Origin of the sequence: Halpernia frigidisoli (assembly GCF_900113805.1) — a bacterium.
GTDB lineage: Bacteria > Bacteroidota > Bacteroidia > Flavobacteriales > Weeksellaceae > Halpernia > Halpernia frigidisoli.
In genome coordinates, this window is sequence record NZ_FOQT01000001.1 from 379405 (window position 1) to 398676 (window position 19272).

Consider the following 19272-nt stretch of genomic DNA (forward strand, 5'->3'; position numbering starts at 1 on the left):
AAACCGGGAAATTTTGCCCGGTTTTTTCATTTTTAAATTTGAACAAAATTGCTTAATTTTGCAGAAGTTTTTATGAAATATTTTATTTTAATTTTTTCGGTAATTTTAATTTCCTGTTCCAAGCAGACGCAGGTTCATCCGCCTGTTGGTGGACTTTTAAGTCAGGAAGATTTGGCTGTTTCGCGCAATCGAAGCAAAAATCTCAATGAAAATGAACGTTCGCAAATTCAGACTTGGATAAATAATCAGGATGAAAAATTTTATCCAATGGCGATGAATTACTGGACTAATCGAGCAAATTTAGTTTCAGAACCTAAAAAATTTGAGGGAACTGCGGTAACTTATCAGTACGAAATTTATGACTTTGACAACACAAAAATTTATCCTGGTAGTTTTTCAAAGCAAAATGTCAAACTTGGTAAATTTGAAGATTTGAAAGCTGTTGAAAATGTTTTACATTATTTAAAATCTGGGGAAGAAGCAACGCTTTTGGTTCCTTCAGGTTTAGCTTTCGGAACTTACGGCGACAATAAAAAGATTTCTAATGATGTCCCGCTTATCATTAAAATAAAAGTTTTTTAACTATTAAAAATTATGCATAAAAAATTATTAACCTATTCATTCCTATTATTAACACTTATAAATTGTAAAACATTGGACATAGACAAAGACACTTACGACGGACTTCAAGATGGTATTTATGCTAATCTTAAAACTTCTAAAGGCGAAATGCTTGTGAAATTAGAAGATAAAAAATCACCGGTTACGGTTGCCAACTTCGTGGGTTTGGCAGAAGGAAAAATTGAAAATAAATCTAAAAAGAAAGGTGAACCTTTTTACGATGGAACTGTATTTCACCGCGTTATAAAAGATTTTATGATTCAGGGTGGTGATCCACAAGGAACAGGAATGGGCGATCCGGGTTATAAATTTGAAGACGAAAAAAATGACTTGACGCATTCCGGCAAAGGCACACTTTCTATGGCGAATTCTGGACCTAATACGAACGGTTCACAGTTTTTCATTACGGAAGTTGCAACGCCTTGGTTAGATGGAAAACACACTATTTTTGGTCACGTAATCAAAGGTGAGCCAACTGTTGATTCTATTGCGAATGTACAAAAAGGCCCACAAGATAAGCCAGTTGTGCCTGTAGTTTTAGAAAAAGTAAGCATTATTACCAAAGGTCATTATTACAAACATTATGATGCAGCAAAAATTTTTACTGAAGGAAAATCTAAGATTCAGGAAAATAATAAATCTTATTTAGCGAAAGCTGAAGCGGATAAAAAGAAAAAGGAAGAAGAATTTAAAGCAAATCAAGTAAAAATGGTAGAAGATTTAAAAGCAGGAATGCAAAAAACAGACTCAGGTCTTTATTATAAAATCACAAAAAAAACGGAAGGAAAATCTGCAAAATCAGGTGATATGGTTTCTGTGCATTACGCAGGAAAATTAGTTGACGGTACAGAATTCGATTCTTCTTTTAAACGTGGCGAACCAATAGAATTTAATGTTGGAGTTGGACAAGTGATCAAAGGTTGGGACGAAGGAATTTTGTTATTAAAAGAGGGAGAAACTGGAACGTTTTTAATTCCAGCAGAATTAGGATACGGTGCAAGAGGCGCTGGCGGTGTGATTCCACCAAACGCCTGGTTGGTTTTTGATGTAGAGCTGGTAAAAGTTCCTTAGGGAAATATTTAAATATTTATTTAAAAGATCGCCGTCATTATTTTGAAGGCGATCTTTTTATTTATCTAAAATCTTCTCTCCACAAATTTTGCAAAACCTTGCATTTTTATCGTTTTCGCCGTTGCCGCAACGATCGCATGAATCACCGCTTTGACTTTGCCTGCGAAATTGCGAAGAAACGATTCCCGTGGGAACAGCAATTATACTGTAACCGCAAAGCATCACGATAATCGCTAAAAACTTACCGCCCGAAGTTACAGGTGAAATATCGCCGTAACCAACCGTTGTAATCGTAACGACTGCCCAATAGATTGATTGGGGAATACTGGAAAAGCCATTTCTGCCACCTTCGATCACAAACATGAGTGAACCGATAATGATAATAAAAATGATTAGAAAAAGTAAAAAAATATAGATTTTTCGGCTACTTTCTTTTAATGCTTTTACGATAAAACGGCCGTCCTGCTGATAATCTGCCAGATTAAAGATCCTGAAAACTCGCAACATTCGCAACATACGGACAATTACAAAAAAGTGTAAAACAGGAAATATTAAACTTAAGTAAAAAGGAATAATTGAAATAAAATCTATAATTCCCAATGGACTAAAAATGTATTCTTTTTTGTCTTTAATGGTCAAGATTCTAAGAATATATTCAATAGAAAAAAGCACTGTAATGATCATTTGAACAGTGAAAAATAAGCCACTGTATTTGACATTTATAAAATTTACTGTTTCCAGCATTACTAAAAATGTGCTGATGAAAATCAGAAGTAGCAAAGCAATGTCAAATAATTTTCCGGCTTTGGTATCAGAAAAATAAATGACGCGGTAAATTCTTTTCAGAAACGGATTTTCCTGAGGTGTATAATCGTATTCTAAAGGTGTTTTTTCCATATTTATTTAATTAAAAACAAATTAATATCTTCGTGAAAATTACTGAAAAAAAAATGACTGTAAAAGAAGTTAGTAGAGAATTAGATATTTTATTTCCCTTGCAGGAAGCGGAAGAATTTGACAATGTCGGTTTGCTTTGTGGAAATCCGGATCGAAATGTTTCCGGGATTTTGGTTTGTCACGATGCTTTGGAAAGCGTTATCGATGAAGCTATTTCAAAAAACACCAATTTAATTGTAACTTTTCATCCAATTATTTTTTCCGGTTTAAAATCAATTACAGGTAAAAACTACGTTGAAAAAGCAGTTTTAAAAGCGATTGAAAATAAAATTGCGATTTATGCCATTCACACATCTTTTGACAATGATTACTTTGGGGTAAATTATAAAATTTGCGAAGTTTTAGGTTTAAAAAATCAGCAGATCTTAATGCCTAAAAAAAATAGTTTACAACAACTTCAGGTTTATATTCCGACAGAATATGCTGAAAACTTAAAAGAATCTTTATTTGAAGCCGGCGCGGGAAATATTGGTTTTTATGATGAATGCAGTTTTACATCTGAAGGACAATATACTTTTCGACCTGGCGAAAATGCAGTTCCATTCTCTGGCGAAATTGGTAAAAGAGAAAAGGGCAGCGAAAGTTTGGTTTCAGTTATTTTTGAAAAATATAAATTGATTCAAATAATTTCTGCGATGAAAAAAAATCATCCTTATGAAGAAGTCGCCCACAATTTTATTTCTCTGGAAAATGAAAATCACTTTTCTGGTTTGGGCCGTTTTGGTGAATTTGACAATGAAATGGAAACTGCAGATTTTTTAAATTTAATAAAAGAAAAATTTAATCTAAAAGTCATCAAACACAGCGAAAATTTAAATCAAAAAATAAAAAAAGTGGGCGTTCTTGGTGGAAGTGGTGCTTCTGGAATAACTGCGGCGATGAGAAATAACTGCGACGCATACTTGACAGGCGATTTAAAATACCACGATTTTTTTGCCGTTGAAGATAAAATGCTTCTTTGTGACATCGGTCATTTTGAATCTGAGCAATATATTGTTGGTCAATTATTTGAAAAATTATCACAAAAATTCACTACCTTTGCAGTCTTAAAATCCGGGGAGAAAACAAATCCTATTAAATATTTCTTTTAAAACATGGCAAAAAAAATTATCGAAATTTCAGTAGAAGAAAAACTAAGAGCGCTTTATGATTTACAAATCATTGACTCTCGTCTTGATGAAATTAGAAATACGAGAGGTGAACTGCCGATCGAAGTAGAAGATTTAGAAATTGAAATCGAAGGTCTTGAAAAAAGATCTGAAAAATTTGAAACTGAAATTAAAGAACAGAACGACGAGGTAAATACCAAAAAAGAGGTAATGAGCCACGCAGAATCTTTAATTGGAAAATATAAAACGCAGCAAGATAACGTGCGTAATAATAAAGAGTTTGAGTCTTTATCTAAAGAAATTGAATTTCAGGAATTAGAAATTCAGTTAGCTGAAAAGAAGATGAAAGAATTCGGAGCGAAGATTTCTCATAAAGAAGAAACTTTAGGTGATCTGAAAACTAAAATTGGAGAATTAAAATCTCATCTTGGTCATAAAAAAGAAGAACTTGAAAATTTGGTTTCTGAAACTCAAAAAGAAGAGGAATTTTTGCTAAAAAAATCTGAAGATTTCGCTACAAAAATTGACGAAAGATTATTGGCTTCTTATCACAGAATTCGTAACGGTTCTAAAACCGGTTTGGCAGTTGTAGGTTTAGAAAGAGGTGCGCCAAAAGGTTCATTTTTCACTTTGCCACCACAAAAACAAATGGAAATCGCACAGCGTAAGAAAATTATTATAGATGAGCATTCCGGTAAAATTTTAGTTGATGACGAAATGGTAAATGAAGAAAACGAAAAAATGAAAAGCATTATTAAGTTTTAATATTTTTCCAAAAATTATAAAAAAAAGTCCCGAATTAATTCGGGACTTTTTTGTTTGATGCAAGAATTATTTCTTTGCAGTTTCTGGCGTTTCTTTGAAATATTTTCTAAGTTTCCAAGCCATTTTTTCGTGTTCCTGAATTAATCCTGTTAAGAAATCCGCAGAACCAACGTCTTTAAATTTATCTTCACATTGATCAATAAAATCACGTTGAGATTTAATGATCATTTCATGATCACCCACTAATTCTCTAAGCATTGATTGGTTATCAGGCACTTTTCCTGGTGTTTCTTTTAATTGGGACATTTTAGCAAATTCAGTTGTTGTTCCGATTGCAACGCCACCTAAAGTACTAATTCTCTCAGCAGTTAAATCTACAGCTTCTGCAACTGCGTTATATTGTGCTTCAAAAAGCTCATGTAATTCTAAGAAATTATCGCCAGATAAATTCCAGTGAAATTTTCTTAACTTAATGTAAAGAACGTTTCCGTCAGCTAAAACTTTGTTTAACAAAGCATTTACGCCATCAAGATTTTTTTGTGCTATTCCAAGATCTGGTTTCATATTTTTCATAATGTTTATTTTTAATATTTTTTATTATTTAACGTCTAAATTTCCTTCTACGCCGTCAGAATTATCACTTTTATGACCTGAAATTGCTGCACCAACAAAACTTAGCATTGTCACTAATTTTCCTGCTTTTGTATCCCAATAATAAGTTTCTTCAGGTGTAACTCTAATGATGCTTACGTTTGGATCTTCTTTTCCGTCAAACCACGCATTTGCAAGTGGTGACCATTTTTCTTCGATCGTAGATTTGTCTTTGTAGATAAAAGCTTTCCCGTAAACGGAAAGATATTCAGAATTGCTGTTATTCATAAAAAACAGCTGAACTCTATTATCTTCTTTTATTTCAAAATTTTTGTTGCTCGCATCACTGCTGATGAACCAAAGATTTCCTTCTTTATCAGTTTCCTGCAGACTCATAGGTCGTGTATTAATTGGCAATTTATCAAGTTCTGTACTGAACATGCATATTCTTGCGCTTTCTGACAATTCTTTTAACTTATCGACCGCTTTTTGATGGTCTAAATTTTCTGTTGACATAATATTAAATTTATTTTTCTAGTTTAATTTTGTTCGTTTCCGTTCTCGCACCAGAAGAGTGCGTTTGCCAGATCTTCTGTCGGGTAAGTGCTGTATTCACCTGGAATAAAAACACTGAAAACCGTAATGTAATTTCTCAGAGATTTATTATCTGTCACAATTGCGATACGATTCCATTTTGTAAGATTTTTTAAGCCTAATAAAGCATCCTGAATCCAGGCTTCAAAAGTAAAATTTTCTAAATCTGTTTCCAGTAATAAAAGACAGTTCAATTCATTAAACTGATTAACTTTTGCTTTAATTTGAGGAATAACGCAATTTTCAAAATCCTGTTTTGTAATATCGCCTGTGGCTTTAAAAGCGGCAACATTGTCAGGAGTTTCAGGGATAGTAATGATCATAGTTTTGTAATTTTTTGTAGCAGTAAGGTTGTAGATATTTTCAAAACAGTTCCCGCTTTCCACTTCAATCTTTAAAAAAAAAATCATTTTTTTAAAGGATTTTCATTTCAATCGGGGCTATTAATAAAATCTTAGTTTCTCTAGACATTCAATAATTAAACCATAAAATTCAAATTTGAACCCTTCCACGTTAAAATTTTCTTAAATATTTTTCTTAAAATTTTGGGCTTAAAGGCGCAATAATTGCTCATATTTTTGAAACTAATTACTATGGATTTAAAATCTAATGAACCTTTTTGGCTCGTAAAAAACGGAATTATCGATTCTTATCCTTCATTAAAAGAAGATATTGATTGCGAAGTTTTAATCATAGGAAGCGGCATTACGGGAAGTCTTTTGGCTTATCAAATGATAAACGAAGGCTATAAAACAGTTTTAATTGACAAGCGCGAAATAGCAAATGGAAGTTCTTCCGCCACGACTTCCATGCTTCAATATGAAATCGACGTTCCACTTTACGAACTCGAAAAACAGATAGGAAGGGAAGGCGCGGTTTTGTCTTATAAAGCGTGCTCAGATTCAATTGACGAATTAGAAAAAATCTGCAAAAGCATTAATTCAGAAGCTGGATTTACCCGAAAAGAATCACTTTATTTTGCTTCAAAAAAGAAAGATCTTGAATGGTTGGAAGAGGAATTCAAAGCAAGATTTGATGCTGGCTTTGAAGTCAATTTTTTAGAAGGCAATGAAATCGAAGAAAAATTTGGTTTAAAAAATACTTTTGGCGGAATTCTTTCAAAGCAAGGCGCAAGCGTTGATGCCTTTAAACTGGCGCATGAACTTTTAAGATATTCTTCAAAAAAAGGTTTAAAAGTTTTTGACAAAACAGAAATGAAATCCGTAAAATCTAAAAAAGATTTTAACATTATTACCACAACGGAAGATTTTAAAATCAAAGCTAAAAAAATAATTTATTGCATCGGTTACGAAAGTACAAATCTAATCAAAGAGAAATTTGTCGATCTTAAAAGCACTTTTGCCATGGTAAGCGAAGTAGATCCTGAAAATCTAAAAAAATTAGACGACACACTTTTTTGGAATACAGATTCGCCATACATTTATATGAGAACGACGGACGATGGAAGATTATTGATCGGTGGAGGCGATGAAGATTTTAGAGATCCGGAAAGACGCGATAGATTAATTGCTAAAAAAGAAAAAGAAGTTTTAAAAGTTTTGAGAAACGTTCAGCCAGATTACCGATTTTACACGGATTTCACTTGGGCAGGAACTTTCGGCGAAACAAAAGACGGTTTGCCATACATTGGTGAGCATAAAAAATTTCCAAATTCTTATTTTGTCTTAGGCTTTGGCGGAAACGGAATCACATTTTCAGTCACCGGAATGGAAATGGCTTCATCTTTTCTAAAAAATAAAAAACACCCGCTTACAGAATATTTCAAATTCGGAAGATAGTTGCTCATTATAAACTACTAATTTTTATGAATCTTATAAAATTTACAAATAAAGGCATTTACTGCATTCCAGGGAAATTTTATCTTGATCCCTGGCGACCTGTTGATCTCGCTATTATTACTCACGGTCACGGCGATCACGCAAAGTGGGGAATGAAAAAATACATTTGTCATAATTTCACAAAACCAATTTTAAAAATCAGAATTGGCGAAGATATTACTTGTGATAGCGTGGGTTACAACGAACCAATTATGATAAATGGTGTAAAAGTTAGTTTTCATCCTGCCGGACATATTGTTGGTTCTTCCCAGGTCAGAATGGAATACAAAGGTTATGTTACCGTTTTTACAGGCGATTATAAAGTTCAGGATGATGGAATTTCAACACCTTTTGAATTGGTGAAATGCAATGAATTTATTACAGAAAGTACTTTTGGCTTACCGATTTACAATTGGTTAACGCCGCAACAATATGCCAATCAAATGCAAAATTGGGTTTCTTTAAATAAAAGTCAGGATAAAACTTCAACATTTATCGGCTATTCCTTAGGCAAAGCACAAAGGATTATGAAGTCAGTTGAAGGCGCAGGAAAAATTTACGTCCATAGTTCTATCGGAAGATTAAATGAAGCCATAGAAAGTTGCGGCATAAAACTTCCGGAATATGAAATTTTAGATTTTCATGATGATATTAAAAAAGTAAAAGGTGAAATTGTTATCGTGCCGCCGGCTTTGTCAGATTCAAATATGATCCGTAAAATTCCAAACCGTGCAACGGCTTTTTGTTCTGGTTGGATGCAGATTCGCGGCTCACGACGTTGGAAATCTTATGATGCAGGTTTTGCGATTTCTGATCACGCAGATTGGAATGGTTTATTGGATACCATAAAAGCAACTGGTGCAGAAAAAGTTCACGTAACGCATGGACAAATCGCAGTTTTTACAAAATATTTAAATGAAATTGGCATCAATGCTTTTGAGGTCAAAACACATTTTGGCGATGAAGAGGAAAGTTCAACGGAACCTATTAAAGCAGAAGAAGTATGAAACATTTTGCCGAACTCATAAACGCCGTTGAAAGCAGTAATAAAACCACCGCAAAAGTGGACGCAATTGTTCACTACCTGCAAATTGCAGACGAAAAAGACAAACTGTGGTTTCTCGCTTTATTTACCGGAAAACGCCCAAAAAGACCCGTTAATTCTAATTTTTTGAAAGAATGGGTTTACGAAATTACAGGAATTCCGGAGTGGCTTTTTCTTGAAAGTTATTCTTCTGTCGGCGATTTAGGTGAAACTTTGTCTTTGGTTTTACCTGCACCACAGGAATTAATTGAAAAACCTTTGCATCAATGGATGGAGGAATTGTTGGATTTAAAAAGTAAATCTGACGAAGAAAAAAAAGATTATGTTTTAGAAAGTTGGAATGGTCTGGATTACACCGAACGTTTTATTTTTAATAAGTTAATTGGCGGGAGTTTCCGTATTGGTGTTTCAAAAAAAATATTAATTAATTCGTTAGCCAAATATTCGGGAATTGAAAGCAGCACTTTGATGCATTCAATTATGGGAAAATGGGAAGTTGAGACCACCAATTTTTCAGAATTAATTTCCGGCGAAAATATCAATCCTGACAATTCCAAACCTTATCCTTTTTGCCTCGCTTATCCTTTGGAAAAAACGGTGGAAGATCTTGGCGATATTAACGATTGGCAGGCAGAATACAAATGGGACGGAATTCGCGGACAGTTTATTAAAAGAAATGAAGAGGTTTTTATATGGTCGCGTGGTGAAGAATTGGTGAACGAACAATTTCCTGAACTGGTTTCTGCATTTTTAGAGATGGAAGGCGATTTTGTTTTGGATGGTGAAATTTTAGCAGTTCAAGATGAGCAGGTTTTAAATTTTAATGTGTTGCAACAGCGTTTAAACCGTAAAACAATTTCTGCTAAAATGATGAAGGAAATCCCGATCCAGACTTTTGTTTACGATATTCTCGAGATTAATGGAAAGGATTTACGCGATCTAGATTTAATTGAACGACGTTTACTTTTAGAAAATTTAATTGAAAGTAATATTGTAGAAAATATTAAAATTCCTGAACTGGTCATTTGTAAAGATTGGGAAGATTTAGCCAAAGCCAGAGAAACTTCCCGTGATAATAATTCTGAAGGTTTAATGCTTAAACAAAAATCTTCAAAATACCATTCCGGCCGAAAAAAGGGTGATTGGTGGAAATGGAAAGTGGACCCTTTAACAATTGATGCGGTTCTAATTTATGCTCAAAAAGGAAGTGGACGCCGAAGTGGTTTTTACACAGATTATACTTTTGCCGTTAAAAAAGACGACCAATTGGTGACGATTGCGAAAGCCTATTCAGGTTTAACGGACAAAGAAATAATGGAAGTCAGCCGTTTCGTAACAAAAAATTCGTTAGAAAAATTTGGTCCTGTTCGAACTGTAAAGGCAGAATTGGTTTTCGAGATTGCCTTTGAAGGAATTGGTTTTAGCAAAAGACATAAAAGTGGCGTTGCACTTCGTTTTCCACGGATTGTAAGATGGCGACGCGATAAAAAAGTAGATGAAATTGACGATATTGAAGAAGTAAAAAAATTGATTACTTAATATCGGTTAAAAAATATTTTTAGATTATCCGATATTAAGAAAAATTTTGTACATTTGTGGTATGGAATGGCAAGATTATAATTATCAGTTTGAAGGATTGCAAAATCATCTGGAAAGAATTGTAGATAAAAAAATACAGTTGGATAAATTTCGTCCAATTCCAGATTACGCTTTGAGAAGTATCAAGGAAAGTCTAACCATAGAGTGGACTTATAATTCCAACAGTATCGAAGGAAATACAATGACTCTTCAAGAGACGAAATTGGTCTTGGAAGAAGGAATTACAATTAAAGGAAAATCTTTGAGAGAGCATTTTGAAACTGTTAATCACCAGGATGCAATAGAATATGTTGAAAGTTTGGTGTCACCAAAATATCAATTTACAACTAATGATATTCTTGATGTTCATGCTTTGGTTTTGGCAAAAATTGAAAAAGATTATGCGGGAAGGTTTAGGACAAGTGGCGTTAGAATTACAGGTGCAAATTTTAATCCACCAAACGCCTTAAAAGTTTCGTCTTTAGTTGATGAATTGGTTGATTGGGCTAATAATTCAGAAATGAATTCTTTAATTAAAGCAGCAATTTTTCACCACCGATTTGTCTGGATTCATCCTTTTTTTGATGGTAATGGAAGAACTGCGAGATTGCTTTTTAATATTATCTTTATGAAAATGGGTTTTCCGCCGGCTATTATTTTAAAAAATGATCGGAAGAAATATTATGATGCCTTAAATAATGCCAATAAACAAGATTATTCTAAATTGTTATTATTGGTTTTGCAGGCTTTAGAGAGAAGTCTGGATATTTATCTCAGCAGTTTGAATAATACTTTTGATGATTATATGAATATTTCTGAAATTGTGAAAGAAGATAGCGTTCCTTACGGGCAGGAATATGTGAGTTTGCTAGCAAGAACTGGTAAAATTGACGCTTTTAAGGAAGGTAGAAATTGGCTTACAACAGAAAAAGCGGTTGTAGAATATATGCAGAAAAGGAGCAGAGTGAGAATTTTTAAAACTTAAATTAATATCGGATAGAAGTAATAATAATCTATCCGATGTTTAATATTTTAATTAATGACAGATTTTCAAAATTCTGAAGGTTATAAAATCATTCAAAACTGGCTCGGGGAAAAATCTTTTTCGCCCTTTGAATTTCAGTTGAAAACCTGGGAAAAATACAGTAGGAATTACAGCGGAATGGTCATCGCGCCAACCGGTTTTGGGAAAACTTATTCTGTTTTTTTAGCCGTTATCACCGATTTTTTAAATCATCCCGAACAATACAAAGATGGTTTAAAACTACTTTGGGTTTCGCCGCTTCGTGCTTTGGCAAAAGATATTGCAAAGGCAATGACAGAAGTGATTGCCGAAATCGGTCTGGATTGGACAGTCGGCGTGAGAAACGGCGACACACCGCAAGCCGAAAAAGCCAGGCAAGTCAAAAAAATGCCCGATATTTTGTTGGTCACTCCCGAAACTTTACACTTACTTTTAGCCCAAAAAAATCACCAGCGTTATTTTAAAAATTTGAAATGTGTTGCCGTAGATGAGTGGCACGAACTGCTCGCAAGCAAACGCGGCGTTTTGGTGGAATTGGGAGTTAGCAGATTATTATCTTACCAAAAAAAAATAAAAATTTGGGGAATTACCGCGACAATCGGGAATTTAGATGAAGCGCTCGAAGTTTTAATTCCTTATGATTTAAAGAAAACAAAAATCGTCGCCAAAGAAAAAAAGAAGATTGAAATTTTACCGGTTTTTCCCGATGAGGTAGAAATTTTACCTTGGGCAGGGCATCTCGGTGGAAAATTAGTGGACAAAGTGGTGCCGATAATTTTAGAAAGTAAAACCACTATCGTTTTTACAAATACCCGAAGTCAGGCCGAAATGTGGTATCAACTTTTATTAAGTTATTATCCAGATTTTGCCGGACAAATCGCGATTCACCATAGTTCGATTGATAAAGATTTAAGAATCTGGATTGAAGAAAATTTAAGTTCAGGTTATTTAAAAGCCGTTGTTTCAACTTCGTCTTTGGATTTGGGCGTGGATTTCAAACCTGTTGACACAGTGATTCAAGTTGGTTCTGCGAAAGGTGTTGCAAGATTTTTGCAAAGAGCGGGTAGAAGTGGACATTCGCCGTTTGAAACTTCAAAAGTCTATTTTGTGCCGACGCATTCTTTGGAATTAATTGAAGTTGCCGCTTTAAAAGAAGCCGTGAAACAAAACGTGATTGAACCCAGAATTCCGACAGTTCTTACTTTCGATGTTTTGGTGCAATATCTCGTGACTTTGGCGGTTGGCGAAGGTTTTGAACCGCTTGAAACTTTTAAACAAATTAAAAAAACGTTTGCTTTTAATTTAATAACGAACGAAGAATGGATCTCGCTTTTGCAGTTTATAACCGTTGGCGGCGGTGCTTTTAAAAATTATGAAGAATTCCATAAAGTAGTTATTGAAGACGGCATTTATAAAGTTACGAGCCGAAGAATTGCAATGCTGCATCGCATGAATATTGGCGTAATTGTAAGTGATGCGATGTTAAAAGTTCGTTTTATCAGCGGTGGTTATATTGGAATGATCGAAGAATATTTTATCACAAAACTCAATAAAGATGATAAATTTATTTTGGCAGGTCGGGTTTTAGAAGTCGTTCAAATAAAAGAAATGACCGTTTACGTAAAAGGCGGGAAAGGAAAAGCAAGAGTTCCAAGTTATCTCGGCGGAAGATTGCCGATGAGTTCTTATCTTGGACAGTTTTTACGTTTAAAATTATCAGATTCTCTAACGGCAAAAACTTCGGAAAAGGAATTAAAATTTTTGCATCCGCTTTTAGCGAGTCAAAGTGAGCGTTCGCATATTCCAAAATCGGATGAATTTTTGGCGGAATCGATTCACACGCGCGAAGGTTATCATTTATTTATGTATCCGTTTGAAGGCCGGTTAATTCACGAAGTAATGTCGGCTTTGATGGCTTTTCGTTTAAGTAAATTTGAGCAGTTATCATTTTCAATGGCGATGAATGATTATGGTTTTGAATTATTTTCCGCTAAAGAAATCCCAATCGATGACGGAATTTTAGCCGAGATTTTAAGCAAAGAGAATTTAATTCAGGATGTTTTGAGTTCAATTAACGCAACTGAAATGGCACGAAGAAAGTTTCGCGATATTGCCGTAATTTCCGGAATGGTTATGCAGAATTATCCGGGACAACAGAAAAATAACAAGAGTTTACAATCTTCCGCAGGTTTGGCTTTCAATGTTTTGGAAGAACACAATCCCGAAAATTTGCTTTATAAACAGGCTTTTACGGAAGTTTTTAACCAACAAATTGACGAAGCAAGATTGTATGAAGCATTTGAAAGAATTGAAAAGTCGAAAATTATCCTCAAATTTGCAAACGCTTTTACGCCGCTAAGTTTCCCTATAAAAGTGGACAGTTTGCGACAATCTATGAGCAACGAAGATTTGGGTGACAGAATCCGACGATTGCAGGAAGCATCAATGAAAAAGAAATTTAAGAAAGGAAAATGATCGAGGTTTTAGAGAAAGAAATTCACGGAGAAATATTAATATTTACAAATTTACGCGCACTTTTTTGGAAAAAGGAAAACGCTTTAATAATTAGCGATCTTCACGTCGGGAAAGCCGCACATTTCAGAAAAAATGGCATTGCAATTCCTACTGATATTTTAAAGAAAGACTTAGAAAATTTAGAACAACTTTTAAATCATTTTGAAGTTCACCATTTATTAATTGTTGGTGATTTATTTCACGCCGGAAAAAATTCTGAACTGGATATTTTCTGCGACTGGCGAAAACAGTTTTCCCATTTAAAAATCACTTTAATAAAAGGTAATCACGACAGAATTAAAAAAGAATTTTATTGTGATAATTGCATTGATTTAATTGAAGATCATTTACAAATTCCACCTTTTATTTTTGTCCACGAACCAAAAATTCAGGAAAATGAATTTACTATTTCCGGACATATTCATCCTGGAATTGTTGTAGGAAATCACAAGGAAAGTGTGAAATTACCATGTTTTTCTTATTCAAAAAACCAATTGGTTTTGCCGGCTTTTAGTGAGTTTACGGGTTTAGATACTAAAACTTTGAAACGAAATTTTAAGGCGATTGCATTTACGAAAGGTCTGATTTTTGAAGTTTGATTTTAAAATTAATGAAATGAAAAATTTGAGCAAAATAGCATTAGGTTTGGGCGCAACAATTGGCGCTTTATTTTTATTAAATTCTTGTGCGGCTGGATTACCAAAAGGTGCAACGGCAGTTCAAAATTTTAAAGCCGATAAATATTTAGGAAAATGGTATGAAATTGCAAGATTTGATTACATTTTTGAAAAAAATCTGGACCAAGTAACGGCGACCTATTCCAAAAAAGAAAATGGTAATCTGAAAGTGGAAAACCGAGGTTACGATTACAAAAAAGATAAGTGGAAAGAATCTGTTGGCGAAGCAAAATTTGCAAAAAATCCAAATATTGCGGAATTAAAAGTGTCTTTTTTTAAACCAATTTGGGCGTCTTACAACGTGATTGATATTGATGAAAATTACAAATATGCATTAGTTGTCGGCAATAACACCAATTATCTCTGGATCTTATCCCGTGAAAAAACAATCCCGGATTCTTACAAAGAACGTTTTTTAGCCAAAGCCAAATCTTTAGGTTTTAAAACTGAGAATTTAATTTGGGTGAATCATACTGAGAAGAATTAAGAATGTTTTTAAAAATATTTTTTTATTATAAATAAAATCTCTTTCATTACTTAACTATTTGCGCCCAAAGAAAATTTGAAAATAAGTTTACAACTATACTTATAAATAATGTAATAAAGACAAATCCAATAAATATATTTCGTCGTTTAATTATTTTGTCGTACTTATCTATATAATCTCCCCAATAAAATATTCTGTTTGGAAAATACTTTATAATTATTTTCTTTACACTATCGAAGAATGTCATTATAAAAAGAAATGGAATAATCACCCACATAAAATATTTAGTTTTTCCAAAAAATGCAATATCTTGATTGTTATTAATTTTTGACCTTTCAACCTCTATAAGTGCTTTAACGAAATTGATATTTTCGTTATGATTTAATTTAAATTCTAAGTTTTTTAAAACTTTCAAAGTGTTTACATTTTTTGTTTCTATAGAGTTAAGATTAAACATTAAATACGTTAACATACCAATCATTAGTAAAGTTGTTAATGAAAGTAATAATCTTCTTGTAAAAGTAAATGCTTTATTATTAATGTTGATTTTATTCAACCTATCATCTATTAAAGAACTACTTATCATTGCCCAATCTCTATTTTCAGATTTGATTGAATAACGTATTGATTTATCTTCCTTTGTCCTATCAGAAAAATTATTAGAGAATAATATTATTATAGTGTTTTGTAAAGACTTTGATACTGAGTTAATTTCTAAATCTATGATTTGAGAAGAACCATCGTTCTCCATTTTCAGAATAAAGTCTAAATCATGAGTTTCAATTACAAAACCATTAAAGTTTTTAATAATAAATTTAAAATCAGGTGTAGATTTATCTTCAATTTTCTCAAATTGTTCAATAATTATTTCAATTAATCTTCTAAATTCCTGTTCATTTAGTAAAAATCCGGAATTAATTGTCCTACTTGTTTCGGTATAATTATTAGATGCAGACATGATTTGATTAATTTGGTTATAAATATACATAATTTTAAATATTTAATTTATGTTCAAAATCGCGAATTATTAGATTTAAATTTTAACATTTTAAAAAGTTTCCTAAACTAACTATATTTGCAAAAATTTTTTAGTCAAATGAACGCCACACTCATTACCATCGGGGACGAAATTTTATCTGGAAATACAGTCGATACCAATTCTACTTTTATTGCGGAACAACTTAAAAATATTGGTATAAAAACCGTGCAGATATTTACCATTTCTGATGAGGTTGAAACCATTAAAAAAACCTTGAAACTGGCTTTTGAAATGTCAGATCTGGTGATTACAACGGGTGGTTTGGGACCGACAAAAGATGACAGAACCAAAACGGCTTACAAAGAATATTTTAATGATGTACTGGTTTTAGACGAAGCGACTTTTGAGCATTTGAAGCAATTATTTATCAAACGAAACCGCGAATATTTACTGGAAATCAATAAAGATCAGGCTGTGGTTTTGTCAAAAGCCTATATTTTTCAAAATTTTAATGGAACCGCGCCGTGCCAAATGGTGGAAGAAAATGGCAAGATCGCGATTTGTTTGCCCGGTGTTCCTTATGAAGTTAAACCGTTTATCAAGAAACAAATTGTACCGTTTTTGCAGCAGAAATTTAAACTGCCTTTTATAGAATCGCGCATTATCTCTGTGGTTAATTATCCGGAAAGTTTATTGGCGAACGATATTGAAAGTTGGGAATTGAATTTGCCAAAACACATTTCGCTTTCTTATTTGCCTGTGGGAAACCGCGTGAAATTGCGCTTAAGTGCTAGTGGCGATAATTTACAGGATTTAAAAAACGATTTAGAAAAGCAAGTTAAAGAAGTGTTTGATATTATTGGTGATCGCGTAATCGCAACCAATGAAGATAAAATTGAGCAGATTTTACACGATGTTTTAATTAAACAAAAACTCACCATTTCAACTGCGGAAAGTTGCACAAGTGGAGAATTGGCGAGATTGATCACTTCAGTTTCCGGTTCTTCAAATTATTTTATTAGCGGAATTGTGCCTTATCAAACAGAGAAAAAAATAGAAATTTTAGGTGTTGATAAAAATTTAATAGAAAAATTCACGGTTGTAAGTGAAGAAGTTGCCGCAGAAATGGCGGAAAAATGTCAAGATTTATTTAAGACAGATATTGCAATTTCCACGACTGGCGTTGCCGGACCAAACAAAGGCGAAGATGGAAACGAAACGGGAACGGTTTTTTACGCAATCAGAATTAAAGATAAAACTGAAAATTTCAAATTATTTCTGCCCTATTTAGACCGCGGTGATTTTGTGAATTTTGTGTCGCAGAAAATTATTCAAGAATTGGTGACATTGTTGGTTGCTAATAAATAAAATTTTTATCGCAAGATTTGTTGATGATTTTTCTCTCGCAGATTTAGCAGATGTCGCGGATTAAATGCATTTAAAAATCAGATTGATCTGCTAAATCGGCGAGAACTATTTTGATTTCAAATATTGTCGAACTATGAACCGCCTAGATTCCTACGGAATTACAAACATACTTTTCAGTAATTTAATTTAACGATTTATCACACAAATCATCTTCCTCTTTTTCCTGAAATTTTGTATCATCAAAATTCAAATTGTCTAAAGCCAAAAGTTCAGATTCACGTTTTAAAGCATCCCTAGTTGTAAATGTAAAGTCATCAGAAACTTGAGATTTTGCTAATTTTCTCACTACTTCTTTATCAATCAAAGTAAAACGTTTTGCCATCCTTCGTGCGGCATATTTTCGCATTCCTGTGGTTTGTAGAATGTCAACTGCCATATTTACTGCAGTTCCCAAAGTTTCCCGGTAAATATTATCGATGCCGTTATTGATAAAGGTAAAAGCATCATTCCTGTTTTTTGCGCGAACGAACATTTTTAAATGGGGGAAATTTTCCCGAACCATTTCAGAAATGTAAAGATTATCTTCAGGTTTATCAAGACATAAAACTAAAATATCGGCATTTTCTGCACCCGCAGTTTTCAACATTTGTAAACGTCTTGCATCGCCGTAATACACTTTAAAACCATAACTTCTCAGAATCCGGACGCGGTTTGAATCATGGTCTAAAACAGTCGGTTTTATTTTATTAGCACGCAATAATCTTCCAACTGTTGAACCAAAATGACCGAAACCAACGATGATAATTTTTCGCTGATCAATATCTTGCGTGAGAGAGTCATTTTCTTTGTCTTCAGATAATTTGATATTAAAATTTGGAGCGATCAATCTTTCATTTAAAATTAATAAAAACGGTGTTGCAAACATCGTGATGGCAACAACTGCCAGCATTTGAGAATGAAAAACTGTATCAATTAAAACTAAATTTGAAGAATAATTAAGCAAAACAAAAGCAAATTCCCCAACTTGAGATAGTGCAAAAGCGTAAAGAAAATTCTGGTCATTAGTCATTTTATGGAATTTCCCGATGCCAAAAAGCACAATGAATTTTACAATTAAGACTATTGCGGCCGTTCCAAAAATAAATGCCGGACTTTGCATGATAACATTAAAATTGATGGTAGAACCAACGCTGACGAAAAAAACGGCTAAAAGCAAACCTTTAAATGGATCAATATGACTTTCCAGTTCGTGGCGAAATTCACTGTTGGCGAGCATTACGCCGGCGATAAAAGCACCCAAAGCCGGACTTAAACCAACTAAGATCATTAATTCCGAAACCCCTAAGATTAAAAATAGGGAAGAGGCAGTCAAGAGTTCGTTCATTCCGGATTTTGAAACGTAGCGCAAGAATGGAACGAAAACATACCGACCTAAGCCGATTAATATCACTACACCAAATATTACGGAGAAAGATTGTACCCATTCCGGAAAACGCTGAAGAAAAAGCGTTCCTGCGCTTTCATCTTTTGGTTTGTAATTCGCGACGATCGGCAAAATTGCAAGAATAGGAATAACCGCAATATCCTGCATTAACAAAGTTGAAAAAGAGGCTTCTCCTGCAACAGTATTAAATATGTTTTTTTCCTGTAAAGTTTGTAAAACGATTGCTGTAGAAGAGAGTGAGAAACACAACGCAATGGTTAAAGCCCGATCGGGTCGCCAGTTTAAAACATAAAAAATGGCAAATAAAATCAAAGTTGTGAGGACAACTTGTGTCAAACCTAAACCTACAATTTTCTTCCGCATGCCCCAAAATTTCTTGGGTTCCAGTTCTAAACCGACTAAAAACAGAAGCATTACAACTCCAAATTCTGTGGCGTGCATAATGTTATCTGCTTCATTTCCAGTTAGCTTTAAAACAAAAGGTCCTATGATAATACCACCTAAAATGTAACCAACGACTGAACTTAAACCCAATTTTCTCACGAGCGGAACCATAATGATTGCCGCGCCAAGAAATATAAGCGTAGTCATAGCAAAATTTGAGTCCATT

The 19272-nt window shown here is 33.6% G+C and carries 18 protein-coding genes; 12 read left to right on the forward strand and 6 right to left on the reverse strand.

The features are described from left to right. Nucleotides 1–72: 72 nt before the first annotated feature. Nucleotides 73–582 carry an FKBP-type peptidyl-prolyl cis-trans isomerase gene (locus BM238_RS01795; protein WP_090079084.1) on the forward strand — a complete coding sequence of 170 codons (510 nt, stop codon included), beginning with the start codon at nucleotides 73–75 and terminating at the stop codon, nucleotides 580–582. A gap of 12 nt (nucleotides 583–594) precedes the next feature. Further along, complete coding sequence (locus BM238_RS01800; RefSeq protein WP_090078471.1) at nucleotides 595–1692, forward strand: peptidylprolyl isomerase; 1098 nt, start codon at nucleotides 595–597, stop codon at nucleotides 1690–1692. 57 nt (nucleotides 1693–1749) lie between these two features. Here BM238_RS01800 and BM238_RS01805 read toward each other — a convergent pair whose 3' ends face one another. Continuing rightward, the gene (locus tag BM238_RS01805) at nucleotides 1750–2589 is read right to left on the reverse strand and encodes an ion transporter (RefSeq protein WP_090078472.1); all 840 of its coding nucleotides are present in this window, start codon (nucleotides 2587–2589) and stop codon (nucleotides 1750–1752) included. A 53-nt stretch (nucleotides 2590–2642) separates the two neighbouring features. On the opposite strand from BM238_RS01805, the gene BM238_RS01810 reads away from it, so the two are divergent. Continuing rightward, nucleotides 2643–3740, forward strand: a complete 1098-nt coding sequence (locus BM238_RS01810) for a Nif3-like dinuclear metal center hexameric protein (protein WP_090079085.1) — start codon at nucleotides 2643–2645, stop codon at nucleotides 3738–3740. Nucleotides 3741–3743: 3 nt separating this feature from the next. Further along, nucleotides 3744–4523, forward strand: a complete 780-nt coding sequence (locus BM238_RS01815) for a zinc ribbon domain-containing protein (protein WP_090078473.1) — start codon at nucleotides 3744–3746, stop codon at nucleotides 4521–4523. 66 nt (nucleotides 4524–4589) lie between these two features. On the opposite strand, the gene BM238_RS01820 is transcribed toward BM238_RS01815, so the two are convergent. Genes BM238_RS01820 through BM238_RS01830 form a run of 3 tightly spaced genes read right to left on the reverse strand, consistent with a single transcriptional unit; the run spans nucleotide 4590 to nucleotide 6118 of the window. Further along, nucleotides 4590–5096, reverse strand: a complete 507-nt coding sequence (locus BM238_RS01820; protein ID WP_233741892.1) for a Dps family protein — start codon at nucleotides 5094–5096, stop codon at nucleotides 4590–4592. 24 nt (nucleotides 5097–5120) lie between these two features. Continuing rightward, complete coding sequence (locus BM238_RS01825; protein ID WP_090078474.1) at nucleotides 5121–5630, reverse strand: pyridoxamine 5'-phosphate oxidase family protein; 510 nt, start codon at nucleotides 5628–5630, stop codon at nucleotides 5121–5123. Nucleotides 5631–5653: 23 nt separating this feature from the next. Beyond that, nucleotides 5654–6118, reverse strand: coding sequence for a SpoIIAA family protein (locus tag BM238_RS01830; protein WP_233741893.1), 465 nt, complete (start codon nucleotides 6116–6118; stop codon nucleotides 5654–5656). 183 nt (nucleotides 6119–6301) lie between these two features. On the opposite strand from BM238_RS01830, the gene BM238_RS01835 reads away from it, so the two are divergent. The 7 genes from BM238_RS01835 to BM238_RS01865 all read left to right on the forward strand — a co-directional run bounded on the left by BM238_RS01835 (nucleotide 6302) and on the right by BM238_RS01865 (nucleotide 14871). Continuing rightward, entirely contained in the window at nucleotides 6302–7507 is a 1206-nt protein-coding gene (locus BM238_RS01835) for an NAD(P)/FAD-dependent oxidoreductase (protein WP_090078475.1), read from the forward strand. A gap of 26 nt (nucleotides 7508–7533) precedes the next feature. Further along, nucleotides 7534–8553, forward strand: coding sequence for a ligase-associated DNA damage response exonuclease (locus BM238_RS01840; protein ID WP_090078476.1), 1020 nt, complete (start codon nucleotides 7534–7536; stop codon nucleotides 8551–8553). Beyond that, nucleotides 8550–10130 carry an ATP-dependent DNA ligase gene (locus BM238_RS01845; RefSeq protein ID WP_090078477.1) on the forward strand — a complete coding sequence of 527 codons (1581 nt, stop codon included), beginning with the start codon at nucleotides 8550–8552 and terminating at the stop codon, nucleotides 10128–10130. Before BM238_RS01840 ends, BM238_RS01845 begins: the two co-directional genes overlap by 4 nt. A gap of 61 nt (nucleotides 10131–10191) precedes the next feature. Beyond that, complete coding sequence (locus BM238_RS01850) at nucleotides 10192–11154, forward strand: Fic family protein (protein WP_090078478.1); 963 nt, start codon at nucleotides 10192–10194, stop codon at nucleotides 11152–11154. Nucleotides 11155–11208: 54 nt separating this feature from the next. Further along, nucleotides 11209–13668 carry a ligase-associated DNA damage response DEXH box helicase gene (locus BM238_RS01855; RefSeq protein ID WP_090078479.1) on the forward strand — a complete coding sequence of 820 codons (2460 nt, stop codon included), beginning with the start codon at nucleotides 11209–11211 and terminating at the stop codon, nucleotides 13666–13668. Further along, nucleotides 13665–14306 (forward strand): ligase-associated DNA damage response endonuclease PdeM, encoded by a 642-nt coding sequence (pdeM, locus tag BM238_RS01860; RefSeq protein WP_090078480.1) that lies wholly within the window; start codon nucleotides 13665–13667, stop codon nucleotides 14304–14306. Before BM238_RS01855 ends, pdeM begins: the two co-directional genes overlap by 4 nt. A gap of 16 nt (nucleotides 14307–14322) precedes the next feature. Then, a complete protein-coding gene (locus BM238_RS01865) occupies nucleotides 14323–14871 on the forward strand; it encodes a lipocalin family protein (protein ID WP_090079088.1) in 549 nt (182 codons plus the stop codon). Nucleotides 14872–14917: 46 nt separating this feature from the next. On the opposite strand, the gene BM238_RS01870 is transcribed toward BM238_RS01865, so the two are convergent. Further along, the gene (locus tag BM238_RS01870) at nucleotides 14918–15829 is read right to left on the reverse strand and encodes a hypothetical protein (protein ID WP_143093333.1); all 912 of its coding nucleotides are present in this window, start codon (nucleotides 15827–15829) and stop codon (nucleotides 14918–14920) included. A gap of 138 nt (nucleotides 15830–15967) precedes the next feature. Between BM238_RS01870 and BM238_RS01875 the strand changes: the two genes are divergently transcribed. Continuing rightward, nucleotides 15968–17218, forward strand: a complete 1251-nt coding sequence (locus BM238_RS01875; RefSeq protein ID WP_090078482.1) for a CinA family nicotinamide mononucleotide deamidase-related protein — start codon at nucleotides 15968–15970, stop codon at nucleotides 17216–17218. Between the two features lie 181 nt (nucleotides 17219–17399). On the opposite strand, the gene BM238_RS01880 is transcribed toward BM238_RS01875, so the two are convergent. Beyond that, on the reverse strand, nucleotides 17400–19271 hold the full coding sequence (locus BM238_RS01880) for a monovalent cation:proton antiporter-2 (CPA2) family protein (protein WP_090078483.1): 1872 nt from the start codon (nucleotides 19269–19271) through the stop codon (nucleotides 17400–17402). Nucleotide 19272: the final 1 nt, after the last annotated feature.